Here is a 25,205-nt window from a genome sequence, read left to right on the forward strand (position 1 = left end):
TCCAGTGTGGGGATTTTATTTATTATAATCAGGGGGTTACAGCTTGACTAGCTGCCATTTCTGGCCAGCACTGCCGTCATCCGTACGGATTTGGACATTTGTGCTGTTTGCTGTACCATTGCCTGCTACCTCTAGTGCTTTGCCGCTGCCCACGCCAATGATTTTGTAATTGCCGTCGCTATTTTGCGTGATGCGCCACTTCTGATTATTGCCTCCATTATCTGACCATATTCGCACGTTTGCTCCGTCTGTTGTTTGATTACCGTCTACATCAAGCACTTTATTACTGCTTTGACTGATAATTTTGTAGGTGCCGTCGCTATTTTTACTAATCGTCCATTTCTGGTTTATGGCGCCGTTATCCGTATAAATGTTGACATTCGTTCCATCTGCTGTGCGGTTGCCATACACATCCAGGGCTTTACCGCTATTCGGATTAATAAGTTTATAGGCACCTTCAATCGTTTCAGCACTAGAGCCACCGGCCAGATAAATGTCAGGTCTAGGCGGTGCGCTCATCCCCTCGCCGAGATAGAAACCCGTATGCGGCGGCTGGTTATAGGCGACGTTCTGCCAAGCTATGCTCAAACGATACACTGGATCATGCATTAAGGTATACAACCGATGGGAAGTAACGTCGGTCGTCGTGTATATGCGTAATGCTGAATTATCTGAAGTTCTCCATATGGCTTCCTCTCGCCAATCGCCGAGAATGTCGGCCTGAAGGCTTGGATTTCCTTTAGTCGAATTATTCGAAGCGGTTCCTGTAGCCGTCAGCAAACGATCCGTGGTGCTTTGATTATAGTTCCATTTGTCAATTTTACCCGTTCCGCCTGTATGATCCAGCAGCTCTCTAAGTAAATCCCCATCCCACCAGATCGCAAAGTTTGTGGAGTTCGGGGTGGAGTTGCTGATTTTTGCTCCTTTCACAGAGTAGAGTCCGATGCCTGAGGCCCATAGCTCCGTACCTTTTGTGCGCGGATCGATATCTGCGGCCAAACCTCTGCCGGTATCCGCGCCGGTGTGGATGCCCCAATAGATTTGACCCGTCCCGGCATGGTGAATCTCTGCTCCGTACTGGGCGCTGGTCGATTCGTGGACGCCGAATACCTCGAGGCCAGCACGGTCTGGATCCAGATCGCTGACGTGAAGCGCGTCGCCATGGCCGAGTCCTGTCGTATAGAGTCCCTTGCCATTGTCATCAATGACCGCTGCACCGTAAATGATCTCGTCTTTGCCATCGTTATCGACATCAGCCACACTCAGGCTGTGATTGCCTTGGCCGGCATAGGCACTGTTGCCTGAGGCATTGGAATCGAATGTCCATAGTTTAGTCAGCTGGCCATCCCGCCAATTGTAGGCTACGAGCACGGTTCTCGTATAGTATCCGCGAGCCATCACAAAGCTTGGACGCTGACCGTCGAGATAAGCGACCCCGGCAAGAAAACGATCCACCCGGTTGCCGTAGCTATCTCCCCAGCTCGCTACCGTGCCTCTTGGAGGCTCATAATTGACCGTTGTTAAAGCCTCCCCTGTGCTTCCTTTGAATACCGTCAAGTACTCCGGGCCGGATAGCACGTAACCATTGGAATTGCGGTAATCCGCATTTGTATTGCCAATCGTATTTCCTGCCCCGTCCACGGTTCCGTCTGCTGTTTTGAATACGACCTCTGCTTTGCCGTCTCCATCAAAGTCATACACCAGAAATTGTGTATAATGTGCCCCTGCGCGAATGTTCTTACCTAGGCTGATACGCCATAGTCGAGTGCCGTCCAAGCGGTAGGCATCGATGATGACGGGGCCGGTGTAGCCGGCTTGGGAATTATCTTTGGAATTGGAAGGATCCCACTTAAGAACAATTTCATATTTTCCATCGCCGTCCAGGTCGCCTACGCTTGCATCATTCGCGCTGTAAGTATAGGCAACCCCGTCGGGCGTGGTGCCGCCAGGGGGCTGTTGGATCGGAACCGTTAAATAGTTTTGCCCCCAGACGGTTGCCGTCTCGGAAGCCGCCCGCTCCTGCCCGTTTAGCACCGCTCTTACCGTATAGGTAGAACTGCTTGTCCCTTGCGGATCGACATAGTTGGTGCTGTTTGTGATGGGGCTGCCATTGACCTTGGTGCTTCCCCGATATAGATTAAACGCGATGTTATCCGGTTCGGTGCCGAAGAGGCGCCAGCTTACAAACACGCCATTGCTCACTTTAACTGCTACGATCCCCCGGTTAAGCGCTTCCATTTGTCGGGAAGCCGCAGCGTGGGACGTCGAGCTTCCGCCGAATGGGAATAAAGACAGTATGAGAAGAAGGGCAATAAAGCATGACATTGATTTTCGTACGCTAACTCTCGTAGAATAATTCATGAGTATACCTCCTTAATTTAACTAAAATGTTTTTTATTACTTAAAAAGAAAGGGTTTATATAGCCCAATAATATACATATAATGGATAAAATTCAATAGATTTGATGAAATATTTTGGAATCTGTATAGGAAATAAAATATGATTTATAGAAAATATAAAGTGAATGATAATTTGTTAAATATATGCTCATACGAAGAGGATTTATATTCTGGGAGCCCTTTTAAATCGTTGGTGGAGTCTTATATGTTATTGTTAGTTATAGCAGCAGGGTAGATAAGGAAGGGGAGTGAAACGCTTGATCGAATGTCCATGGTGCGGTAATCGAATTGAAATTAAAAATGGAAGATGTCCGAAATGTCGTAAACAATTGCATGAAGTCATCGAGGATGATTTTCAATTTGAACGTAGTGAAGATGGCCTCGGAGAAGAAATGGAGTTTATTAGTGACGACTACCATCATGAAAAATTATCTGATATCTCTATCGAACAGGTCATCGAGAACAAATTCAAATGCTCCAAATGCGGGGGGACAGAGTGTACGATTAAGGAGGTTGCCATGACGGGAGCCGGTCTTAGTAAGCTATTGGACGTTCAGTATAACCATTTTCTTTTCGTCTCCTGCATATCCTGTGGTTTTGTTGAAATTTATGATCCCGATATTCTGCAAAATATGAAAACGGGAAGCCTGGGAACGATCATGGATATTCTTTTCGGCAGATAATTCAGATTTAAAAGGAGTACACTATATTGAAGCTATATTTCAGGGAGTCGGGAGATACGACGGCGCCTCTCATCGTTTTTTTGCATGGCGGCGGGGTAAGCGGCTGGATGTGGGATAAACAAACGGATTATTTTCAGAATTATCATTGCTTAGTGCCTGATTTGCCTGGGCATGGCAGGAACTCTGGCATTGCTTTTTCTATCATTGGCAGCGCTGAGCTTATGATCAATTTGATCGATACGAAGGCAGCGGGCAAGCCTGTGATCCTGATCGGATTTTCGCTCGGGGCTCAGGTAGCTCTCCAAATTTTGAGCATGAGACCTCATAGTATAGATTACGCGATCATTAACAGTGCGCTGGTCAGACCTATTCCTTTAGCAAATCAGATCATCCGGCCTACCATTAGGTTAACGCATTGGTTGACCAAGCTTAGGAGCTTTTCAAAGCTTCAAGCCAGGCAGTTATATATTGGTGCAGATCAATTTGAGACTTATTACCGCGAGACCTGCCAAATGAGTGCCGATACACTAGTGGATATTTTGCAGGAGAATATGACTTTTCAAATCCCTGAAAATTTCCATCGATCGACGGCAAAGATCCTGGTAACCGTTGGAGAAAAAGAGAGGGTTATGATGAGGAAATCCGCGGCAGATATCAAGCACAGCAATTCCAATTGCGAGGCCATGATCATCCCTCGGATTGGGCATGGGGGAACTTTGGCTCCGGAGTTATTCCATGAAATCGTTGAATCGTGGATACGGGAAACGTAAGTGCGGAGTCAACTCTTCATCTCTAGCAGAAGTTTTAAAAAAATGGTGCAGCCCCCAACAGGCATGCTATATTGTAAATAGATTAATAATACAGATCGAAACGCCCGTAATCATTGGGATTAGAGGCGTTTTCGTTCATCTTATCAGTCACATGCGTATAAATTTTTAATGTTGTTTTTACATCGGTATGGCCGACCCGCTGCATGATTGTCTTCAGATCAACCTCGGCTTCAGCCAATAAGCTAATGTATGTGTTCCTAAAGATGTGCGGGGGAAAAACATCTATTTCTGGTTATTTTATGAGCAGGTTTAAATTCATCTCTACTTCTCCAAACTTCTAATGCAATCATTGTAAATTTGATTGATGATATATTAAAAAAGGAACCAATTGGAAGTTCTGGATTGCCAGGCTGAAGATCAACCCGCGGATTGTAAGCAGCTGCGTTGATGCGGTCGATAGGAACACATCTTATTTCCATTAATTAACCCCCTCAAATAACAAAAAGCCACTCTTATGAGTGACTTCTTGGATAGCGATTTTCTTTATAATATACATAGTCCTTAATTTTTTCCTCTAATTCAGCTGAATGAATCGGAAGTTGACTCACCATGTTTCTGACTAGTTTTTCAGAAGGGAAATCTGGCCCTACATCATTTTTCAACTCGACCAGTTGCTTAGCCTCATCCGGATAGTACTTTTCGATATGATGAATAATTCGGTAACATTCATATTTCAAATTAAATTTATAGAACCCTTCAACCGCTCTTTTTACTCCTTTGTGCATTGAGGTATAAACCGCAATATGCTAAGATAACAATAGAAATGAGGACGGTTGGCAGACCGTCCCCAGTACAAACAACTTGAGTGGGGTTACCCCTCCATAAGTTTATCTGATGAAGAAGTGACCCTCACAGGCGCCAACCTTAGAGTGGGTCACTTCTTTTTTCTATCGCGATCAATGTATGTTAAAAGTGCAACAATAAAAGCTGCAAACATAATCACATCGGAAAAAGAGAAGTTCATACGGTTCACCTCCCTTCCGGAGGAAACCGCACCCACTCAAGGTATGTTGTACAAGCCAAATTATACCACGAGTCTGCGATCTCCGCAGGCTCTTTTATTTTGCTCGCGAGGAGGTGATTTATATGGCAATGGTAACACGGATAGATGTTTCATTAGATTTAGCACACCCAGTAGAAGAAGTATTGATGTGATCTCTCTCGTTATAAATTCACATCCTGGTCAGCAGCTTAGCATCCTTCGGGCAATTGATCAGCACGTCGGTGATGCTATGGCGGCTTTGGAGAAAGCGCAACAGCCAGCACAAGAGAATAAAGAAGCAGACAACGCCGAATAGGCGTTTTTTTATGCCCTCGGAGCCGATCCGGGGGTTATTTTGTTGGATTGGGGGTAGAGAGGTGGAGTGCACAAAATTCTTTGCCAAATATGTTGAGAAAGTTTTCCAAAAATTTTGCACGGCTACAGCAAAGTGAATTTTTCTGTCCTCCCCATGTCCCCTTACTGTCCGCTATAAGGCCAATAAATACCCTGTGCTTCTTATAGAATGAATGCAGCAGAGGTAAAAATTATTTGCTACGTACTATAATAAGCGGAGGTATTCATTCATGGCAAAAACAGATTGGACATTAACGGATACGGTGAAGCCGGATGACTTCAATAACATTGGGCGAGAAATTAATCAGTTGCGTACGGATGTGGATCATATTGAAGTTCCACCGGCATCGTTAACGGAAGCGGGGATTGTGCAACTGTCGAATGCAACGAATAGTACAAGTGAAGCACAGGCAGCAACCTCAAAGGCAGTAAAGTCGGCCTACGATGCGGCCGCAGTAGCCCAGACTACAGCCAACGCCGCAAACTCAGCAGCAGCAGCGGCTTTTCAGCTTGGCAATGAGCGGAAAGCGGAAGTGGTTGCCGCGCTTGTTGCCTGGGGTATATCGGCATCCACGAGCGAATCATGGGATTCACTGCTTAGTAAGATGACAGCAATTATTAATAGAGGAGCACAAGTGATTACTCCTGGTACAACGAATAGGGCTATTCCCGCAGGATATCATAATGGGAGTGGTTATGTAGTTGGCGAACCGAATCTTATAGCGGGTAATTTACCGAAGGATAAGAGTTTCTTTGGGATAGTCGGTGCATTGGAACGTATGACTACAGCGGAGAAACAAGCTATTGCAGCGGCCATAACGGGGAAGGGTGTGGCTGCATCGGCATCGGATACAAATACGGTGCTGGCGCAAAAGATAGGGTCTATACAAACAAAAACGTATGGTGTGATTGATATCAACAGGCCGGGTACTTCGGAAACAACTTTGAATAGAGGTGAAGCAAAATTCACACCTTTAGCTCAGTTACCACGTGGGATATCCTTTTTTTCTTTTCGGGCAACGGGAACAGAGTTAGGCTCATTCGGTCCACGTGGCTCAGAAGAATCAGGTTATATACTAAGAACATATGTAATACTAAGGAATGTCGGCGGATCTGCATACATTAGATTGCTAAACTTTAACTTTTACGGTTTCACGTATTTTTGTAACCTGATATCTCTAAACTATGAAATTTCATCGAATATGGTCAGCATCGTTGTAAAAAACCCTGGCAACGATTCAGTAAACTACTTCTTTTCGACTGGGATCGCTGAGGGAACGGGAACGGTTGATTTTGCTCAACCGCTGGAGCTTTGCTTCAGGCATTACATGTGGATAGAAAGTTCTAGTTATATGTTTATACAAACTGGTATTGTAGGGAGGCTATACTATGCTTAAGTATATCGTCTACGAAAATACTATAGGTAATACTGCTGTAGTTAGGGCGATTTATCATAATCCCATTCCAGAGTTCGAACGGGAAAATGGAATATACTTAGACAGTACTGTCCCTAATGCAGAAACTGTAGAGGGTATGTACCCCGTGTTAATGGTTAAGCTTGATGCGAAGGAACTCTTTTATAATTACGAGTCTTTGCCGGAGCTGCCAATCCCTGATGAGGTTCTTTTGGACAGAGCGACGAATATCGAATCTGACCTCGGAAGCCTCCTGCTAGAAAGCGCTGCTGACAAAGCTACGATTGCCACTCTGGAAGATACACTTGGTAATTTGCTGCTAGAAGTAGCTGCTTTGAAGGGAGGTGATGAGTAATGTGGTTTTGCATCCGTAAAGCGATTCTATGACAATGGGCACCCGGCCTACACGCCAGAGAGCCTTAAAACATTTGTAGTTGCCAGGATGATTACACAGCAGCACTACCAAGAAATCACAGAAATTGAATATGCATAGAGACAGCGCCTTAAGGCGTATTATTTATGACAAAATTCCAAACATAAACAAAACATCCTAATATATGGTATTTTCGTTGGATTCTTTTAAAGTTAGCAAGCGATATAATAGAGTCGAATCTAGCGATTCTAATAAACTGTAAAGGGTGGAAGGACATGAAGTTTAAGAAAATGCTCGCTGTTCTTTTGACATCCGTGCTATTACTTACATTCTCGTTGCCTGCTAGTGCTGCACCAGGAATTGGAGACACCAAGAATACAGCATTGACACTCTTACCCTCCCAAGTCATCAAGTTATTTCTCGCCGCAGATAGCTCCGATAAAGATTGGTATAAGTGGACAAACAATACCGGAGAAGACAAGTTTGTTAGTGTTGATGTATTTCTCAGTGGCGGAAGTACAACAGATTTTAGATTAGGGTATATAATCGATTATGGTAACAATCGCGAAACTTACATTGCGTATACTGATACATTATACGGTGGAAATATAATGTCATTTGATTATTTATATTTAACAGCTGGTTCAACTGTTTATTTTGTAATAGAACATGCACCAGGAAAAAATGTATCAGCTCAATATGATCTTGTTTGGTACATCAAGAATTTATAGTTTTAAGCACCTTCGGGTGCTTTCTTCATGCCCTCGGACTGATCCGGGGGCTATTTTATTGGATTGGGGGTAAGGAAATGGATGAGCTGTAGGTAGAGACATTGCAGCGGATCACTAGGGTTGAAACAAACGTAGTGAGTATGAACGAAAAGCTTGACCGCGCGTTAGTTGTCAATGAGACGGCAACGGAGGCATTGGAAAAGGCTAAGTCCGCGCATGAGCGCATAGACCAGATCCAGGACGGCCAAAAGTGGCTCTGGCGAACTTTTGCCGGGGCTTTTATTTTGGCGATTGCCGCTTTCATTATCGCTGGAGGTCTTAAATAAAAAAATGAGAGGAATGATAGAAATGGAATAGAATGTAATTTTTGAACTCATCAATCCTAGGTTGTTAGTTGTAGTTGCTGCATGCTGGGTGCTGGGATATGCATTTAAGCAGACCCCGAGGGTACCGGACTGGAGCATCGTTTATACTGTGGTGGTACTTGCTGTTGTGTTTGCTGTCGGATTGCTTGGCTGGAGCGTAGAAACTGTCATCCAGGGTATCTTAGCGGGCGCTTTCGCGGTATTTGGTCACCAGGCTGTTAAGCAGGCGAAGAAGGGAGGAGAATAATGAAAAAAGTATGGATTGACGCCGGGCATGGAGGCAAAGATCCGGGGGCAGTCGGGAATGGACTGCAGGAAAAGGACATTGCGCTGGCTGTGTCTCTCGGCGTAAAGCAGCGGCTAGAATCCCAATATGTGGGAGTGCAAGTGCTGCTCTCTCGCAGCACAGATGTATTTTTGGAGCTAAAAGACCGAACGAATAAAGCTAAGCCAGCGGGAGCGGATCTCCTAGTTTCTATACATTGTAACGCCGGCGGCGGTCCGGGTGGTTTTGAAACGTTCCGATATACATCGGTTTCGGCTGCATCAAAGACATTCCAAAACGGCCTTCACACCGAGATCATGGCAGCGTTGAAACCGTACGGCGTAATCGATCGGGGGCAGAAGTCTAAAAATTTGCACATGATCCGTGAAAATAAAATGCCCGCTGTTTTGACAGAGAATCTATTCATCGATGTGTTAAGTGATGCGGCCAAGCTTAAACGGCAAGAGGTGATCGATGCGATCATCCAGGGTCATGTAAGCGGGACCGTAAAATATTTAGGCTTGAAGCGAAAGGAGGGGGCAGTTGTGACAAAAGAACGAGATATCAACGTGGTTAGCCCTTGGGCAGCGCCAGCATGGGAAGAGATGCAAAAGAACGGATACTATGACGGCAAACGTCCTGGTGCGGCAATTACAAGGGAAGAATCAGCAATTGTGCTTAACCGGCTCCGAAAGAATATTCTGGATTTGATTGCTGGGGTAATGAGAGGATCAGTGAAGTCGAGAAGCGATTGAAGGCTATTGAATCATAACAGTAACATCAAAGACCCTACTGCTGGTAGGGTCTTTTTGACGTTTTTATGAAAACTATTAACTTTAACTTCAAAATTATGGGATATAAAGCTATCGTGAACAACATGGTAACAGACGTCAAAGAAGACCTGTGGACGTACCCCCTCAAGGGTTCTTATAATTAATCTTATTACCATTCATTTTAATGAGTTTTCGTTCTATATCCAGTTTCGTATTCCCAGAACAAACCGGTAAACCAGTAAGCAAAGTAGAATAGACGACAGATTCGCTAACGGAGATCTTAGAAGCGACCTGTTCTGCGGTACTGGCAAAAAAATCTTTAGGATTTTGTAAAAAGAATTAACCACTTTTTGTTGATCGTCCGAATAAAGAGCAGAATCTTCTCCAAACAGTTCCCCTAACGTTAATGATTGATTTGTCACTATGCTCATCCCTCCATATCGTTTAATAATATGATGCAGTAACAACTTCATTTAATAAAATACTTTTCATGATAATAATGGCTAAATATAGTAAATTTGCAAATACCTAGCATTTTTATGCTATGATGGCTAATAAAAAAAATGAAACTGTAATTTCGTGGGCACATTCAGAGGGTGAAAATTCATTTTGTCTGGTATATAATTCTGATGTCATGAGATTATCAATGAGTCGGATGGATCAAGAAATACAGTTCAAGGCAATAGAAATCATGGAGAAGTCATGTGGAAAACCGATCAAAACATTTAGCAAAGAAAGCAGTATTGATCTTAGGGATGATTATTTTTTATATGGAATGGAACAGTGAAGTTTGTCAGGAGATTATGAAGAAATTAACGACAAAGTGATGAGCCTTAATCCTCCTGTTTTTCACTAGCGGTAAACTGAAAAAATGTTATAATCAATTATCAGGTAAACATAAATGTGCTGAACAAACCGCTTAATAAAGAAAAAATCACATTATCGGCGAACGTAGGCGAATATAGGCGTATAAAAAATGATGAATTGCTCAGAAAAGCCGACATTTATAACCTAAACGTACACTAACGATCGCCAGCGTTACTACCTAAGATATATTGTAAATATAATCTTTTTCGAGAAAGGATCTGCAGGAATGAAATTGGTCTATACAGGAAAAACAAAAGATGTGTATGCTCTAGAAGATGGAAACTATTTGCTGAAATTCAAGGACGATGTGACGGGAGAGAACGGTGTATTCGATCCGGGTGCCAACACGGTCGGATTGACGATGGAAGGCGCGGGGAAAGCGGGACTCCGATTGACGAAATATTTCTTTGAAATATTGAAGGACAAAGGAATTCCTACGCACTATATAGATGCTGATATCGACAACGCAACGATGACAGTCAAACCGGCTACCGTTTTCGGTAAAGGTCTAGAGGTGATTTGCCGTTATAGAGCGGTGGGAAGCTTCCTGCGCCGCTATGGCATGTATGCCGAGGAGGGACAAGCTCTGGACGCCTTCGTAGAGGTCACCATCAAAGACGACGAGCGCCAAGATCCGCCGATTTCCGAGGATGCGCTTGATATGCTAGGGATTTTATCCTCCGCCGAGTATAAGGTGTTGAAAGAGCTGACCCAAGCGATTGGGAAAGTCGTTAAAACGGAGCTTGCGAAAAAAGGCGTTGAGCTGTACGACATCAAGTTTGAATTCGGCAGAGTCGACGACGGTGCCCAAATCGTTCTCATCGATGAGATTTCCGGCGGAAATATGCGGGCCTATCAAGATGGCAAATATGTAGAGCCGCTGGTGTTGGAAAAATTGATCGTCGAAGCTTAAAGTCTTTACCCTCTCCGAAAAGAATATTAAACTTCGACAAATGACCCGGCTGATAGGCCGGGTCTTATTCATGATATGGTATACAACTCAGATTTTAATCTACCTGAAAGAGGGAAAAGGAAAATGAATTCTACACCGTCAGGACATGGGTTTCCAGCTGGCTTGGCCAAACCAGCGCTTCGAGCGCTGGCCAATGCAGGTATTACAAGCTTAGAGCAGATTGCTAGCTACAGTGAAGAAGAACTGAAGCAGTTGCACGGGATTGGCCCCAATGCTGTTCAAAGGCTTCGAAATGCACTGCAAGAGAGAGGAATGGCTTATAGAGAGGACTAGACTAATAGAGTCTACCAGAACCAAGTTGTCTTGATGTATAATCATGGAAGAAAATCCGCTAAACGGTTCCGAATCGCTGGAGAATCCATTCAAGATTAAGGAGGTCCCGACTATGATTAGAGGCTTTCATCATGCACAAATTACAATTCCAGTCGGCAAGGAAGAGGAGGCTAGGAAATTTTACTGCGGCGTATTGCTGCTGAAAGAAATTACAAAGCCGGAAAGCTTGATGGGGAGAGGCGGCTTATGGCTTCAGGTTGGTCATCAACAGCTGCACGTTGGAACAGAGGATGGCGTGAATCGAGGTTCAACCAAAGCTCACCTGGCTTATGAAGTGGAGGATCTGAAGGTGATCCAGCAGCAGCTAAAGGACAATGGCATAGAAACCCTGGAATCCATTCCGATCCCAGGGTATGAAAGATTCGAGTTCAGAGATCCATTCGGCAACCGCGTAGAATGCATTAAGGCGCTGTAATCGTAATCGTGCTTGATGAAGAATCCCATTCAACGGAAGCATCAAACGACTCGGCGGCAAAACGGGCAGGCACCATCGTATAACCATTGATTACAATCGGTTTAGCCTGTAAAGTCAGTTCTTCATTGTGTTTCTTGGCAGATGTGCTGTCCACGGTCAGTTCAACGGTCGTGTCCCCTTTGGTGGCGGTAATCTTCTTTGTATTTTGATCCCATTGCATTGTTGCTCCGAGAGCATCGAACATGTTTTTCAAAGGGATCAATACCGTGCCATTGACGATAACCGCTTTTTGATCCAAGGGTACGATATTGCCATTGACAATCAATGTAATGTCCACCGTGGTATAACCCTTTTTAGGTACGGTATTTTTGCTGCCCGCATTGGATTTGGAAGACGAGCTTTTATTAGTGGAAGTACTTGATTTTGTCGTCGTGGATTTTGATTTGGAGCTGGAATTTGTCGTCGTTCCAGAATTATGATAGTGATAACCGCTGCAAAGGCCTTTCTGCTTCGACTTCTCAGAGCAATTATGTCCACCGTTGGCATCTGTTCTTCCGGGATGGGCTAGAGCCGTTTGAGCCGATAACAGCAAAGTCAGACTGACAACAAGAGCCAGAATCTTTTTCATCGTACAGCCTCCTTAGAATCATTTATTTACATGCCTAAGAGCTATATCGGGATAACTTGCCAAGATGATTAAAATATTTCAATTCATGAGGGTGAAGGGAAAGATAAAATGAGGATTAGGCAGTACTTAGCATACAAGAAGATAACCCTAATCGTTGTACTCTTGATTCTATTATTAACAGGAAGCATCTTCCTTAATTTTAAACTTTTTAAATTTAAAGAGACTCAGCAAAATGGATATGCCCAGAGAATAAGCCATGCCTTCTCGCAGTTAAATCTATCTATAAACCAGATCGATTTATTAATTCAAAGACTTGAGAATGGGACTAGTCCCGAGAACACAATTAGCTTATTGGGCGACTTAGAGGTCTCATTAAGCTCGGCAGGGGATTCATTTCGGCTGCTCGATCATGATTTTATGCATTATGAAGCATCAACCTATATTATCTATAGTACCTTAGCGGATTTTTACCGTTACGTCAAAGCGGATTTGACCGATGGTATTTTACTCCATGAAAAAGATTTCAAAGCGGCAGAGATGATCGCCGGGCTTGAAATACTTAGGGATGACTTGTCTTCGTTCACTCATCCATTTGATGAATCCAAACTAGCCGGGTATGATCCCGGATGGATTAAGCTGGAATGGAAGAAAAGCCTGCAGGAGGCCATTCGGAACCATCCCGACTTTATACTGCATCAAAGACTGTCTATGAAGTATGTTTTATAAGCTAAGAAGAAGGTGAGGGGTTTATGTATGAGTTCTGTTGAGGCAAGGTTGGAAGCTTTGAAGATTACGTTGCCTGCTGCAAGTGACCCGGCAGCGAAGTATGCGAATTATGTCATCGTTAATGGATTGATGTTTGTTTCCGGGAAAGGGCCGAGGGGCAACCCGAAGGGGAAGCTGGGACAAGACTTCACGACAGCGGAAGGGTATGAGTTCGCCAGACAAGCAGGAATCGAAGTGCTCGCTGTGCTGAAATCAGCTCTTGGATCATTAGACCGCGTAAAAAGGGCGGTTAAAGTGCAGGGGTTCGTCAATGCGACTGCTGAGTTTGAAGAGCATCATAAAGTATTTAACGGATTCTCCGATTTGTTGATGGAAGTATTTGAAGACAAGGGAAGCCATGCGAGATCGGTATTTGGTGCCGTTTCGGTGAGAGAAAATCTGCCGATCATCGTGGATTCCATTTTTGAAGTTGAGGAATAGGAAGATGGAGGAGAATAATCCAAGCGGTTCTATCGAACCGGTTGGGTTTATTTTTTTATACGAGATTGCAGGGTGCTGTTGAGGAGGCTTTTGCATGACGATAGGTTTAGTGTTTTAATAGGGATAATTCATTGAACGAGCAAGCTTTTGAGGGGGACTATGGATTTGGACAACCGTAACCACGTGCTTATTGTGGAGGACGATGATCATATACGGCGCTTTATCGCGATCAATTTAGAAGGCAGCGGGTTTCGTGTTTCCGAAGCTGCGGACGGGGAGACGGCACTTAGAAGCTTCGCGGCAGACCGGCCGGATGTGATCGTTCTGGACATCATGCTGCCGGATTTCGACGGTTTTGAAATATGCATGCGGTTAAGAGAAATGGATCCGGAGGTCGTGATCGTTTTTCTGACGGCGCGGGGGCAGGACTTGGACAAAATCAAGGGATTGGAGCTAGGGGCTGACGATTATATCGTAAAGCCGTTTAATCCGTTGGAGCTGACGGCAAGAATTCGCACGGTGCTGCGCCGTACCCGCAAGACGGAGGAATCACAGAATACCGTTCTTCAATCCGGAGCGATTCGCCTCGATCTGACCTCGAATAAGCTATATAAACGAGATGAGGTTATCGAAGCAACGCCGAAGGAATTCCAAATGGTCAAGGCGTTTATGGAAAACCCGGATGCAGCTTTATCGAGAAATGAACTCATGAATCTTGTCTGGGGAGAAGATTTTGTCGGCGATACGAAAACGGTGGATGTCCATGTGCGGAAGCTGCGGGAAAAGCTGGAGGATGACAGCTCCAATCCGCAGTTGATCGAAACCGTTTGGGGCGTAGGATATCGCTGGAGGAAGGACGATTGAATTGGGAATACGCAAAAGGCTGGTCGGAAGCTATCTCCTGGTTATTCTGATCACGGTAATCACCCTGGAGGCCATTCTGGTTGCCGGGGTGAATTATTATTACCATCATAATATGGAACAAATTTTGATCCATCAGGCGGAGCTATCGGCTTCTTTTTATGAGCAATATTTCTCCGATCAGGATTTGGAGCAGCAGGCTGAACGGCTATTGAAAGGATTTTCGCATAACTTCGCCGCTCAGGCGCAAATCATCGGTTCCTCTGGACAGCTTCTTCAGGATTCGACCGGATATCAGATCGGGCAGAACATGACCGGATACCCGGATGTACGGAAGGCCATCGCCGGCTATGCAGAGTCTTGGCAAGGGCTTGACCCGTTGGCGCAGGAGGAGGTCTTGGCGGTATCCTATCCGCTGCTGGCCGACGGCCAGGCGGTTGGCGCGGTGCGATTCGTGACCTCCCTAACGGAAACGAAGGAAACGGTCAGGCAGATTGCGGTTATCTTTATTTCCGTAGGTCTAATTGTGATTGCCCTCGTTGCCGTTGTTGGTATTATACTATCCGGAACGATAACGAGATCCATTACCGGACTGAAGCGGGCAGCCGAAAAGATGGCGGAGGGAGATTTTACGGCCAGAGCCACCGCCCCATACGAAGACGAGCTTGGAGCACTGGCGGAAACGCTGAATACGATGGCAGTCAAAATACAGCGGCAAGACCAGCTTAAAAATGATTTTATTTCTTCGGTTTCGCATGAGCTTCGTTCGCCGTTAACCTCGATCAAAGGCTGGGTCGTCACGTTAAAAGGAAATCTGTTGAAAGGAAAGGCTCCGCTTCAGGAGGGGCTGGACATTATCGAGTCGGAAACGGATCGATTGGCGCGTCTCGTCGACGAGCTGCTGGATTTCTCGAAGTTTGAAGACGGGCGTATGGTGTTAAACCGCTCCCCGCTTCATTTAACGGAGTTTTTGCTGAATATCGGCCAATTGCTTCGCCCTCGGGCTGTCAGGCAGGGCATTTTGCTGGAGGTTAAGGCACCGGACACGCTGCCCATCGTTTCCGCGGACGAGAACCGTTTAAAGCAGGTCATCATTAATTTGCTCGATAACGCGCTTAAATTTACGGAGCCAGGCGGAGTGATCGTTCTTTCGGCCCGTCCAGTTGAGAAGCAGGTCATCATTACCGTCGTAGATACGGGAGCCGGCATTGCGGATCAGGAGCTTCCGAAATTACTGCAGAAATTTTACAAGGGAAATCACAAGATGAGCGGCAGTGGATTAGGCTTAGCGATCTCTGAGCAAATCATTCAGCTGCACCAAGGCCAATTAACGATTCACAGTGAGCTCGGTAAAGGAACTAAAGTGACGATATATCTTCCAAGGAGCGATCTAGATTAATTTTAACTATTTCATAACCTTTTAGATCCATAAACCATTTAGAATAGGACAAAGAATACGTGAGGAGCAGGACGCAATATGTCGAAAAGGCTCATATTAATCAGTCTAATGGCCGCAGTATGGCTTGTGATCGGCGGATGCGCTATACCCTCCATGCCAAGCGATCTCATAACGGCGCCGAATACCGGAGAGTATGGGAATCAGGATGACGACATGCAGAGAAGCCTTCAAGCATTGTTGCCTGATGGCGCGCGGCTGCTGACTACGCCTGATGGCAAGGCGAGTAGCGGGATCTCGTACGGAGATTTGGACGGAGACGGGCGAAATGAGGCGATCGTTGTATATGAAGAAGACGGTGGCCGGGAAAGAACGCTAAAAGCGGCTCTTTTGATGCGTCAGCAAGAAGCCTGGCAAATTGTGTGGGCTGCGGAAGGCAGCGGCCGCGGCTTGGACTATGCGGGGATCCATGATGTGGACAAGGATGGGCTCGCCGAGATCCTTCTAGGCTGGTCGTTAGGAGAAGGCGTTAACGGGCTTGATATTTATGAATGGGACAGAGACGAATGGAAGCTGCAGGATCGGAAAGGTTATCGCGATATAAGCGACATCATGAACTAGATTGTTATATTGAAGATTGAGGTCAACCATGATTTTTCTCGACAAGCTTAAAAAGATAGACAAGGCAATGCTGCTCATTATCATTTGTTTGAATGCCATTGGTACGGTGGCGGTATACGGGGCTACAGCCGGGACAAAGCTGGAAGGCTTGCATAAGAGCAGCTTGCTGCTTTTTGGACTTTCCATGCTCTTGCTGGTGCTGGCTTCTATATTCAACTACAGAATTCTCTTGGGCAAGTTCATCTATATTCTATATGCATTCGGGATAGGAATGCTGGCTTTCGTCCAATTTAAAGGAGAAAATATTAACGGAGCGGTTCGATGGCTGAGTATCGGTTCTTTCCAGCTTCAGCCCTCCGAGCTCGTTAAAATATTCACAATCCTTCTTGTGGCCGATATGCTGAGCAAAAGGCAGGGCAAGAAGCTTCGCTTGATTCAGGATGTCGCTCCGGTTTGCCTCATCTTTTTGCTTCCGATCCTTTTTATCATCAAGCAGCCTGATTTGGGCACAGCGCTCGTCTTTGTTGGCGTACTGTTTAGCATGCTTTGGATGGGAAATATTCGCTTAAGATACATGTTCATTTTCCTTAGTACGGTGGTTATCATCATCGGAACGATAATTTGGCTGTACTATGCCAATCATGAATTGCTGTCCACCGTGATCAAGCCCCACCAAATGTCGAGAATCCAAACTTTTCTCGATCCTTCGAGCGATCCTGATAAGTCATGGCATGTTAAAAATGCGATGATGGCGATCGGCTCGGGCAGCTTGACCGGGGATGAAGGCTTTTTCTTGGAGCAGGGGTATATTCCGTATGCGTATTCCGATTCTATATTCGTCGTCATTGGCGAGAAATATGGTTTTTTGGGGTCGGCTGTACTGCTGCTGTTATATTTTATCCTGATTACCCGATTGATCAATATCGTGATTGAGAGTAAAGATCTGGCGGGTTCTTACCTTGTGATCGGAATCACGGCCATGTTCGTCTTTCAAATTTTCGTCAATATCGGCATGCATATCGGGCTTGTTCCTTTAACGGGCATCTCTTTGCCTTTCATCAGCTACGGGGGCAGTTCGCTGATGACGAATATGATCGCGATCGGGCTCGTTTTAAGCGTAAAGCTGCACAAGGATGAAATAACGATACTTTTACCGTGATTGATTCGGAAGTAAAAGAGGAAGCGAGGATAATGCAATGAGACAATTACATAAGCAACGGCGCTTAAGCCCTTATATTACTTTTTTCGGCCTATTAGCATTGCTGGGATTTAGTGCCATGGCAGTCATAGCGGTTCGACAGCCGCTGAATTCCTTTGATCTCCAAACGGCTGCTTGGGTACAGAGCTTTGAGACAAAGAATTTGACAGGCTTGATGGTGTTCTTCTCCACTCTGGGTTCATCGAAGTTTACGATCCTCATTGCTTTGTTGGTCATGGTTATTTTATTTTTCGTGCTCAAGCACCGGAGGGAATTACTGTTTCTTGCTGCGTCACTAGGGGGGGCAGCATTGATGAATAAGCTGCTGAAGCTCGTTTTTCAGCGGGAGCGCCCATTCGTGCATCGTTTGGTTGAAGAGACGGGTTTTAGCTTCCCCAGCGGCCATGCTATGGCGGCGTTCGCCTTATATGGAGCGCTGGCCTATCTGTTATGGCGTCATATACGGCCAAGATGGGGGCGCGCCCTCCTCATTGGAGCGAGCTGCTTCATGGTGCTGATGATCTGTGTCAGCCGCATCTATCTTGGCGTTCATTATCCTAGCGATATTATGGGAGCCTTGCTAGCCAGCGGGCTTTGGCTGTGCGTCATGATCGGGATTGCCGGGCGGCTTGAAGGACGTCATATTCCGCTGTCCCGATATCGTTTTGGAGATAATCAGTAAGGCTGCCTGAGCTTTCGTGCATCGGTTATCCGAATTCGTTATAATATAGGAAAAGTGAATGAGCAGGAAGGGAAAGCCATATGAGTGAACGACAATTGGAACAACTGAAAATCATGCGCAACGAAATTACCCGATTTTTATTAAGCTACAAATTTGCCTTGGACGAGATGGAAACGAAAATTGATATTTTAAAAGAAGAGTTTGAATCCCTCCACGACTACAGCCCGATCGAGCATACGAAAACGAGGTTGAAATCGCCGGAAAGCATCATGAGCAAGCTGTATCGCAAGGGGGCGGATTTCTCCTTCGAATCGATCCGGGAAACGGTGAAGGATATCGCAGGGATGCGGATTACATGCTCTTTTTTATCCGATATATATCGAGTGAGTGAAATGCTGCAGCAGCAAAGTGATTTAAAGGTGCTTGAAATCAAGGACTACATCAAGAACCCTAAGCCTAATGGCTACAAAAGCTTGCATCTGCTCATTGAGGTTCCGGTATTTATGTCTGATCGCGTGGAATTGGTATGCGTTGAGGTGCAAATTCGAACGATTGCGATGGATTTTTGGGCAAGCCTGGAGCATAAAATTTTCTATAAATATAATCAGTCTGTACCCGAGCGGCTTCTGCAGGAGCTTAAAGAGGCGGCAGATACCGCGGATGAACTGGATCATCAAATGGAGCGCTTAATGAATGAAGTCCAGACGATTAAGCATTTGAATGATGAGAATTCGGACGATGATCTCACTAGTATTATTATTAACAATCAGAAGTTTAACTTGCCGCGTGCCTTGATCGATGTGCTAGGCAAGCAGGAATAGCATATAAGAATCAGGCTCATTCAGACATTGACCCAGCTTAAGATCAGAGCAATCTTAGGGCTGGGTCGTTTGTTGTGTATAGGGACAGATTGATCAAATCAGATTGCACGAAAAAATCTGGGGAAATTGAAAAGGAGCTGGGCACGGAATGTATATAGTTTCTGAAGCGGTGAATAGGAAATGAAAGGAGTTCAAGCGATAAATCACTTATGCTTTTCGGTATCGGATCTGGATGCATCGATCCAATTTTATAGGGAAGTCTTTGGAGCCAAAATATTAGTCAAGGGAAGGAAACTGGCTTATTTCGATTTGAACGGTTTATGGATCGCTCTCAATCAAGAGGATATAGACCGAAGCGCCTCGAATCATTCGTACACTCACATTGCATTCACTATTGATGAGGCCGAATTTAATGCGTTTGAGGCTAAATTAAAGCAGCTCCAAGTGAACATTCTTCCTGGACGAACAAGAGATGAGAAGGACAAGAAGTCCATCTATTTTCGAGATCCGGATGGACATATGTTTGAATTTCATACGGGCAGCTTAACCGACCGATTGGAATATTATAAAAGGGATAAAGGACATATGAAATTTTATGAATAAACAGACCATTTATAAAACAGCTGCCGGAAAAAGCTCAATCCGGCATCATTATGAGGACTATCTCAAACTTCTAAGAACGGAATTTGAGAGAGCTTACGTGGAAACTCGCTTTGGAAAGACTCATACTTTAGTTATCGGGCCTCCCTCAGGAAAACCTGTTTTTATTTTTCAAGGTGGCAATTGCATCAATCCTATGACGTTGTCCTGGTTCACTTCATTATTCGAAGAGTATCGTATTTATGCACCAGACACGCTTGGACATCCCGGTTACAGTGCCGAGACAAGAATAAATGCTAGTGATGAGAGCTTTGCCCTATGGGCGTCCGATTTATTGAGTCATTTTAAAATCGAGCAGGCTGCATTCATAGGCCCCTCTTATGGTGCAGGGATTATTCTCCGAATCGTTGCGTTCAGGCCAGAGCTGATCGCCTGTTCAGTTTTGCTGTCACCTTCGGGAATTAAATTAGGATCGACGGTAAAAATGATTCGACAAATTCTACTGCCATTATTGATGTTTAAACTAAACTCTTCTGGGCGGCAACTAGACAACATAACTAACGCCATGTCGAATGGCAGCATGAAGGAAGTAGACAAGCAGGTCATTGGCAGCATTTTTAAGCATGTAAAGTTAGAACAGGAGATGCCTAAGCTGACGACAAAAGCCGAGCTTAGTTCATATTTCGCTCCCACACTGGTTGTAGCCGGTCAGCAAGACGTGTTTTTTCCTGCAAAAAAGGTGATTACAGCAGCAGAGGCTATTATCTCGAATCTGGCGAGCGTGGAATATGACATGGGGCATTTCCCTTCGGAAAGCCAACTAGTAGATATAAATCACCGAATCAAGCAGTTTCTTAAGCAGCATTATTAGGCTGTGGTTTCTGGAAATGAACCATTTAGAAGAGGAAAGCTAAATCAAATTATGGAGCCACGGGCGAAACGGGATTGAAATTCTGTTTCGCCCTTTTAGTTCCAAAAAATGTTTATCTATCGATGCAGATGAATTCAATCTCGAAGAAATAGTATAATGAAATGACAGTTATACTAACATGAGATGAGGTTATTCTTATATGAAATTAGAAAAATCGACCTTAAATATGATAGAGATCGAAGCCGGCATACTCAATTCAGATCCATTTTATAATCAAATAGTCAATGATAAAGAAATTCTCTCTATGGAGGAGATCATGGCAGAGATCAAGGAGTCGCTGGAGCTTGGCGCAGAACGCTATTTGATTAAAGAAGAGGAAGAGTACGTCGGCATATTGGAAGTCCTTATGGTGAATCCGAACGATGGCTACACCTGGCTCGGTTTGCTGGAAATTAAAAAAGAGCATCAATCCAAGGGATATGGCTATAAAGCGTTAAACCTCTTCTATGAGATGATGAAGGAACGTCAGGTGGAGAAGTTCCGACTCGGGGTTATTAGCGGGAACGAGCCAGGCCATCGCTTTTGGCAAAGACAAGGAATGAGGCCGGTGAAATTCACCATGAAGAAAAATAAAGAGATCGTTGTTTATGAGAAAAAGATTTAGACGCTGCTGAATCGGGAGAACAAGTGCCAGATAAGCTCTCTGCGGCTCGATACCCCGGTTTTGGCAAAAATCGATTTCAAATGATCCTGTACTGTATAGGTTGAAATATGGAGGGTTTGAGCCAGTTCCTTCGTAGATGCCCCTGTTACAAGCTCGCTGATAATTTCTTTCTCGCGCTCCGTTAATCCGTAGGCATCTGCAATCATGGGCAGCATCTCCGCGGGGGTTGCCTGCTCCAACAGGACAGCAATTCCTCCAGTCGCAGTTGACCCGCGCAAACGGCTTGCACGAATTGTTATACAGGGCAGATCGGGGAGGCAAAGAGACACTTTAGCCTCGTCCGAGTGTCGGGCTCCCCCTGAGGGCTGGGACAACAAGCGGGAACAGACAGCCCGAATTGGCCGAGGCAGTGTCCTGCTATCAATACTTTCCCACTGCTGGAGAAGGGTTAGCCAACTCTCGGCAGCTTCATTGGCTGAGAACGAATCTAGCTGTTCCGACAGCACCAGTATACCAGGCCCTTGTTCAATTCCACTCACGGCTTCTTCCGGTAAAAAGAGGCTTGTCGAGCGTAAGCTGGATGCGATGACGGGAACGAAATCAGCTAGCACATCCCGCTCCGCGTCCAGAAATAATTGCCGGCGAAATAAAGTTAAGTACCCCCAGCATTTCCCCTCATAGATCAGAGCAGCTCGCATCTCATCTGCGAATCCAGCCGGCTGCAGCATCTCACGGAACCGACTGCTTCGTTCCAATTCCCCATTGGTCGCGGCACTTAAGATCGCAACGGGGAATTCCTCTTGAGCCAGTCGCGCGTATTTGTTGAAATCCTCACGCAAATATTCATATTCGAACAGACGGTCGTGAATGGCCTCGATGCCCACCTCCGTAACCGCTCCGGTGGACAGAAGCGTCTGCGGGTCAACCGTAGTGCAGCAGGCCGCATCAAAAGGCAGCAGCTCGCGAAGCTGTTCAAGCAACGCCTTTCGAAATTCCCGGGAAGTAGTCGCTGCTTCGGCCAGTCGGGTGACTTTCTGCTTTATGCTTTCGATCTTTGCCTTCATATCGGATCTCCTAATCTGTTGTAATTAACATCCCACATTTATGGGATGGTGCGAATTATGGCACTGCCTATATAATTGAGAACAATTCTTAATACAAGTGTATAGGATAGTTGATCCTTTCAACAAGACTAGAATGAGGTGCAAATAAGATGAAAGATTTCGATATGAACAAATTATCGCCTGTGGACTCTGCGGCTTATCTGGCTGAACCCATGAGCTGGGAGCATCCCAACGTGCGGAGATACGAAGAGACGATTCCTTTGAAGGTTCCCGGATACGTACTTCTGTACGAGATGACGGAACGGCTGCTGAATGCACATCGCCACCATAGTCCAGAGCACGCCGAACTACTTATTGTTGGAGCAGGAGGAGGCCAGGAGCTCGTGACATTGGGCAGCCGGCACAAGGAGTGGTCATTTACAGGAATTGATCCCTCTAGCCCTATGCTGGAGATTGCACGCCGGCGGGCAGAAGAGGGAGGAGTCGAACAGAGAGTGTCTCTTCAACAGGGAACGATAGAGCAGCTTCCATTGCATGCCACTTTTGATGCCGCCACCTGCCTGCTGGTCCTTCATTTTGTCCATGGAAAATCGAATAAGCGCAGGCTGCTTCAAAACATAGCTGATCGTTTAGAGCCTGGGGCACCGTTGTTTTTGGCCTCAATTAACGGAGATTCGGGCTGCAGAGCTTTCTCGACCCAAATGGAAGCGTGGAAGGGACATATGCTCGATAATGGCATTTCGATTCAAGAATGGGAGCGCTTTGCCGCTTCGATTGGCAGAGAGTCCGATCCTGTACCGGCATCGGAAGTGCTGGAACTTCTGGAGGAGACAGGATTCACGCAAGCCACACATTATTTCGGCTCTTATTTGATCAATGCCTGGTACGTGGTCAAGTCAACTGGAGAGGACATTGAGAGTCTATGAAGACAGAAATTCTTGTGGTGGGCGGGTATGGCCATGTCGGTAAGATCATTTGCACAAAGCTAAGCGACAGGTATCCGGGTAAAGTTGTTGCAGCGGGCCGGAGTCTGCAGCGTGCGGAGCAGCTATCTCGAGAAACTGCCGGCAAGGTCAAAGCACTGCAGCTTGATATTCAAGAAGCCGTCGATCCGGAGCTGCTGCGCCGCTTTAAGCTGGTCGTGATGTGCCTTGATCAGGCGGATTCCGCCTTTGTTCGCGCCTGTTTGCTGACGGGAACCCATTATATCGATATTACGGCGAAGGGTATTTTTTTGAATCAAGTGGAGCAATTGGCCAATATAGCGCGGGACAATGGCGCAACAGCTGTACTTAGCGTGGGGCTGGCCCCCGGCTTAACGAACCTGCTTGCTTCCAGAGCCATTCAATGGTTAGACCATACGGAAGCGATAGAAATATCGATCATGCTTGGGCTTGGAGATCGGCACGGGACAGCCGCAATCGAGTGGACGATAGATCAGATCGATGCTAGCTTTGAGGTGATAGAGAACGGACAGAGGCAGACTGTGTCCAGCTTTACGGATGGGAGAAGGACGAATTTTGGATGGGAGCTCGGCTCAAGGCGGGCTTATCGCTTCCCGTTCTCGGATCAACAGACGCTTGCCCGAACATTGAACGTGCCATCTGTAGCTACCCGATTATGCTTCGATTCCGCTGTCGTGACCGAAATGGTAGCAAACCTGAGGACATGGGGAATGCTGCGCGTGCTTCATACCCGTTGGGCACGCAGAACAGCCGTAAGTTTATTCCATAAACTGCGGTTTGGAACAGACAAATTCGCGCTCAAAATCGATGCATGGGGGATCAGGAATGGGAATAATGCAAAAATCGAAAGTATTTTACAAGGAAGAAACCAATCCGAGATGACGGCCCTCGTAACCGCCTTTGCAGCGGATACGATTTACCGTTCCGATTTTTTACCCGGCGTGTACCATTTAGAGCAGTTGCTCGAGGTTCGCAGCCTGGAAAGCTGGCTGGAGAAATTCGCTAACCTTGATATCCAGATTCAGGATGAAATGAATTACCAAAGTAATAAGTAATTAGAACTCAGTCAGCATCGATAAGGTTATTCATTCATTTAATGAACTGAGGGCTGACAGACTGGCTGCATCGAAGTATAATTATGGAAAAAAGTTGAACCTACCAATATGTTTGAAGAGCGCGAAAATAGTCATGAAGGGGCATTTTGTCATGGTAAGCAGAATATTTAGTGCTTTATCCTCGGCTTTCATTGTTAGCCTGGTCATTTCCTTATTGAATTACACCGCAATAGCAGATCGGCAGGAAGGCATTTATTATTATTCCTTTGCAAGCTTGCTAGGGCAGGGGTTCATAGTCGTCTTGGTTATATTCCTTTTCATAGCTGTGCCCGTCTCCCTAATAGTTGATCAATGGCTGGTCAAAATGCGCTTGAATTCCCCTAAGCCTACCCATTATCTGATCATGTCCATCGTTTATATGATTGCCGGAGCAGTTACGCTCATTGCTTTAGTCAGACTGATGAATGGAAGCGAAGTTACGAGCTATGGAAGCTTGATTCTTTCAGGTGCTTTTGGGTCGTATTTATATCTTAATCTGATGATTATACTTAACAAATGGATAACACGAGCTTTGAAAAAGGCAACCATGACCTGAATGTGAAAGGAGAGCCCTAATGGATGGTGGCAGGCTAAAGCATATTTACCTAATTAGGCATTGCTAGGCGAGCGGGCAGGAGCCGACAGCACGGTTAACGCCTGAAGGCTATAGGCAGGCGAAAGGGTTGGCAGATTTTTTTGCCGGGATCGAGAATCGGAAATGCGTATCCAGTCCTTTTGTCAAACAGTCGATACGATCCGCCCATCATGTGAAGCC

Annotated in this window: 31 protein-coding genes and 2 pseudogenes; 27 read left to right on the forward strand and 6 right to left on the reverse strand. The window is 45.6% G+C overall.

Translation table 11 applies throughout. The features are described 5' to 3' along the window. Positions 1–36: 36 nt before the first annotated feature. Complete coding sequence (locus ACE3MQ_RS06300) at positions 37–2,361, reverse strand: rhamnogalacturonan lyase family protein (RefSeq protein WP_463139999.1); 2,325 nt, start codon at positions 2,359–2,361, stop codon at positions 37–39. 296 nt (positions 2,362–2,657) lie between these two features. On the opposite strand from ACE3MQ_RS06300, the gene ACE3MQ_RS06305 reads away from it, so the two are divergent. Both ACE3MQ_RS06305 and ACE3MQ_RS06310 read left to right on the forward strand, forming a co-directional pair. Next, positions 2,658–3,083 (forward strand): zinc ribbon domain-containing protein, encoded by a 426-nt coding sequence (locus ACE3MQ_RS06305; RefSeq protein ID WP_379391720.1) that lies wholly within the window; start codon positions 2,658–2,660, stop codon positions 3,081–3,083. Between the two features lie 26 nt (positions 3,084–3,109). After that, positions 3,110–3,853: an alpha/beta fold hydrolase gene (locus tag ACE3MQ_RS06310; RefSeq protein WP_379391722.1), complete on the forward strand. Its 744-nt coding sequence runs from the start codon at positions 3,110–3,112 to the stop codon at positions 3,851–3,853. 82 nt (positions 3,854–3,935) lie between these two features. Here the strand turns inward: ACE3MQ_RS06310 and ACE3MQ_RS06315 are convergent. From ACE3MQ_RS06315 to ACE3MQ_RS06325, 3 genes and pseudogenes are all read right to left on the reverse strand, one after another. Further along, positions 3,936–4,124, reverse strand: a pseudogene (locus ACE3MQ_RS06315) (tyrosine-type recombinase/integrase); the annotation flags it as partial. Continuing rightward, entirely contained in the window at positions 4,111–4,332 is a 222-nt protein-coding gene (locus ACE3MQ_RS06320) for a hypothetical protein (RefSeq protein ID WP_379391724.1), read from the reverse strand. The pseudogene ACE3MQ_RS06315 and the gene ACE3MQ_RS06320, both read right to left, overlap by 14 nt. A gap of 33 nt (positions 4,333–4,365) precedes the next feature. Beyond that, positions 4,366–4,638, reverse strand: coding sequence for a hypothetical protein (locus tag ACE3MQ_RS06325; RefSeq protein ID WP_379391726.1), 273 nt, complete (start codon positions 4,636–4,638; stop codon positions 4,366–4,368). 48 nt (positions 4,639–4,686) lie between these two features. On the opposite strand from ACE3MQ_RS06325, the gene ACE3MQ_RS06330 reads away from it, so the two are divergent. From ACE3MQ_RS06330 to ACE3MQ_RS06380, 11 genes and pseudogenes are all read left to right on the forward strand, one after another. Further along, the gene (locus ACE3MQ_RS06330) at positions 4,687–5,211 is read left to right on the forward strand and encodes a hypothetical protein (protein ID WP_379391728.1); all 525 of its coding nucleotides are present in this window, start codon (positions 4,687–4,689) and stop codon (positions 5,209–5,211) included. A 268-nt stretch (positions 5,212–5,479) separates the two neighbouring features. Beyond that, on the forward strand, positions 5,480–6,646 hold the full coding sequence (locus ACE3MQ_RS06335) for a phage tail protein (protein WP_463140002.1): 1,167 nt from the start codon (positions 5,480–5,482) through the stop codon (positions 6,644–6,646). Then, entirely contained in the window at positions 6,639–7,019 is a 381-nt protein-coding gene (locus ACE3MQ_RS06340) for a hypothetical protein (protein ID WP_379391730.1), read from the forward strand. Before ACE3MQ_RS06335 ends, ACE3MQ_RS06340 begins: the two co-directional genes overlap by 8 nt. Positions 7,020–7,037: 18 nt before the next feature. Further along, positions 7,038–7,157, forward strand: a pseudogene (locus ACE3MQ_RS06345) (XkdX family protein); the annotation flags it as partial. Between the two features lie 155 nt (positions 7,158–7,312). Beyond that, the gene (locus ACE3MQ_RS06350) at positions 7,313–7,768 is read left to right on the forward strand and encodes a hypothetical protein (protein ID WP_379391732.1); all 456 of its coding nucleotides are present in this window, start codon (positions 7,313–7,315) and stop codon (positions 7,766–7,768) included. A gap of 101 nt (positions 7,769–7,869) precedes the next feature. Beyond that, the gene (locus ACE3MQ_RS06355; RefSeq protein WP_379391733.1) at positions 7,870–8,094 is read left to right on the forward strand and encodes a hemolysin XhlA family protein; all 225 of its coding nucleotides are present in this window, start codon (positions 7,870–7,872) and stop codon (positions 8,092–8,094) included. A gap of 37 nt (positions 8,095–8,131) precedes the next feature. Continuing rightward, complete coding sequence (locus tag ACE3MQ_RS06360; RefSeq protein WP_379391874.1) at positions 8,132–8,380, forward strand: phage holin family protein; 249 nt, start codon at positions 8,132–8,134, stop codon at positions 8,378–8,380. Next, the gene (locus ACE3MQ_RS06365) at positions 8,380–9,153 is read left to right on the forward strand and encodes an N-acetylmuramoyl-L-alanine amidase (protein WP_379391735.1); all 774 of its coding nucleotides are present in this window, start codon (positions 8,380–8,382) and stop codon (positions 9,151–9,153) included. Before ACE3MQ_RS06360 ends, ACE3MQ_RS06365 begins: the two co-directional genes overlap by 1 nt. Positions 9,154–10,264: 1,111 nt before the next feature. Further along, positions 10,265–10,951 (forward strand): phosphoribosylaminoimidazolesuccinocarboxamide synthase, encoded by a 687-nt coding sequence (locus ACE3MQ_RS06370; protein WP_379391737.1) that lies wholly within the window; start codon positions 10,265–10,267, stop codon positions 10,949–10,951. Between the two features lie 123 nt (positions 10,952–11,074). Continuing rightward, positions 11,075–11,284 (forward strand): helix-hairpin-helix domain-containing protein, encoded by a 210-nt coding sequence (locus ACE3MQ_RS06375; RefSeq protein ID WP_379391739.1) that lies wholly within the window; start codon positions 11,075–11,077, stop codon positions 11,282–11,284. Positions 11,285–11,396: 112 nt separating this feature from the next. Beyond that, complete coding sequence (locus tag ACE3MQ_RS06380; RefSeq protein ID WP_379391741.1) at positions 11,397–11,759, forward strand: VOC family protein; 363 nt, start codon at positions 11,397–11,399, stop codon at positions 11,757–11,759. Here ACE3MQ_RS06380 and ACE3MQ_RS06385 read toward each other — a convergent pair. Further along, the gene (locus ACE3MQ_RS06385) at positions 11,746–12,387 is read right to left on the reverse strand and encodes a copper amine oxidase N-terminal domain-containing protein (protein ID WP_379391742.1); all 642 of its coding nucleotides are present in this window, start codon (positions 12,385–12,387) and stop codon (positions 11,746–11,748) included. The two genes, ACE3MQ_RS06380 and ACE3MQ_RS06385, sit on opposite strands and share 14 nt — an antisense overlap. 108 nt (positions 12,388–12,495) lie before the next feature. Here ACE3MQ_RS06385 and ACE3MQ_RS06390 point away from each other — a divergent pair, with 108 nt between their 5' ends. From ACE3MQ_RS06390 to ACE3MQ_RS06440, 11 genes are all read left to right on the forward strand, one after another. Continuing rightward, positions 12,496–13,113 (forward strand): hypothetical protein, encoded by a 618-nt coding sequence (locus tag ACE3MQ_RS06390; RefSeq protein WP_379391744.1) that lies wholly within the window; start codon positions 12,496–12,498, stop codon positions 13,111–13,113. A gap of 27 nt (positions 13,114–13,140) precedes the next feature. After that, positions 13,141–13,593, forward strand: coding sequence for a RidA family protein (locus ACE3MQ_RS06395; protein ID WP_379391746.1), 453 nt, complete (start codon positions 13,141–13,143; stop codon positions 13,591–13,593). A gap of 159 nt (positions 13,594–13,752) precedes the next feature. Continuing rightward, positions 13,753–14,457 (forward strand): response regulator transcription factor, encoded by a 705-nt coding sequence (locus tag ACE3MQ_RS06400; RefSeq protein WP_379391748.1) that lies wholly within the window; start codon positions 13,753–13,755, stop codon positions 14,455–14,457. Between the two features lies 1 nt (position 14,458). Further along, a complete protein-coding gene (locus ACE3MQ_RS06405) occupies positions 14,459–15,853 on the forward strand; it encodes a sensor histidine kinase (RefSeq protein ID WP_379391750.1) in 1,395 nt (464 codons plus the stop codon). Positions 15,854–15,931: 78 nt separating this feature from the next. Then, complete coding sequence (locus ACE3MQ_RS06410) at positions 15,932–16,471, forward strand: hypothetical protein (protein WP_379391752.1); 540 nt, start codon at positions 15,932–15,934, stop codon at positions 16,469–16,471. Between the two features lie 28 nt (positions 16,472–16,499). Further along, the gene (locus ACE3MQ_RS06415; protein ID WP_379391753.1) at positions 16,500–17,630 is read left to right on the forward strand and encodes an FtsW/RodA/SpoVE family cell cycle protein; all 1,131 of its coding nucleotides are present in this window, start codon (positions 16,500–16,502) and stop codon (positions 17,628–17,630) included. A 37-nt stretch (positions 17,631–17,667) separates the two neighbouring features. Further along, positions 17,668–18,351 (forward strand): phosphatase PAP2 family protein, encoded by a 684-nt coding sequence (locus ACE3MQ_RS06420; protein WP_379391755.1) that lies wholly within the window; start codon positions 17,668–17,670, stop codon positions 18,349–18,351. Between the two features lie 80 nt (positions 18,352–18,431). Next, complete coding sequence (locus ACE3MQ_RS06425) at positions 18,432–19,172, forward strand: GTP pyrophosphokinase (protein ID WP_379391757.1); 741 nt, start codon at positions 18,432–18,434, stop codon at positions 19,170–19,172. A gap of 180 nt (positions 19,173–19,352) precedes the next feature. Continuing rightward, positions 19,353–19,775, forward strand: coding sequence for a metallothiol transferase FosB (gene fosB / locus ACE3MQ_RS06430; protein WP_379391759.1), 423 nt, complete (start codon positions 19,353–19,355; stop codon positions 19,773–19,775). Continuing rightward, positions 19,768–20,643, forward strand: a complete 876-nt coding sequence (locus ACE3MQ_RS06435; protein WP_379391761.1) for an alpha/beta fold hydrolase — start codon at positions 19,768–19,770, stop codon at positions 20,641–20,643. Before fosB ends, ACE3MQ_RS06435 begins: the two co-directional genes overlap by 8 nt. A 199-nt stretch (positions 20,644–20,842) precedes the next feature. After that, on the forward strand, positions 20,843–21,307 hold the full coding sequence (locus ACE3MQ_RS06440; RefSeq protein WP_379391763.1) for a GNAT family N-acetyltransferase: 465 nt from the start codon (positions 20,843–20,845) through the stop codon (positions 21,305–21,307). On the opposite strand, the gene ACE3MQ_RS06445 is transcribed toward ACE3MQ_RS06440, so the two are convergent. Then, positions 21,304–22,371, reverse strand: coding sequence for a LuxR C-terminal-related transcriptional regulator (locus tag ACE3MQ_RS06445; protein WP_379391765.1), 1,068 nt, complete (start codon positions 22,369–22,371; stop codon positions 21,304–21,306). The two genes, ACE3MQ_RS06440 and ACE3MQ_RS06445, sit on opposite strands and share 4 nt — an antisense overlap. A 149-nt stretch (positions 22,372–22,520) precedes the next feature. Here ACE3MQ_RS06445 and ACE3MQ_RS06450 point away from each other — a divergent pair, with 149 nt between their 5' ends. From ACE3MQ_RS06450 to ACE3MQ_RS06460, 3 genes are all read left to right on the forward strand, one after another. After that, positions 22,521–23,297, forward strand: a complete 777-nt coding sequence (locus ACE3MQ_RS06450; protein WP_379391767.1) for a class I SAM-dependent methyltransferase — start codon at positions 22,521–22,523, stop codon at positions 23,295–23,297. After that, positions 23,294–24,391, forward strand: coding sequence for a saccharopine dehydrogenase family protein (locus ACE3MQ_RS06455; RefSeq protein WP_379391768.1), 1,098 nt, complete (start codon positions 23,294–23,296; stop codon positions 24,389–24,391). Before ACE3MQ_RS06450 ends, ACE3MQ_RS06455 begins: the two co-directional genes overlap by 4 nt. Before the next feature lie 151 nt (positions 24,392–24,542). Then, a complete protein-coding gene (locus ACE3MQ_RS06460) occupies positions 24,543–24,986 on the forward strand; it encodes a hypothetical protein (RefSeq protein WP_379391770.1) in 444 nt (147 codons plus the stop codon). Positions 24,987–25,205: the final 219 nt, after the last annotated feature.

Source organism: Paenibacillus lentus (genome assembly GCF_042714055.1).
Lineage (GTDB): Bacteria > Bacillota > Bacilli > Paenibacillales > Paenibacillaceae > Fontibacillus > Fontibacillus lentus_A.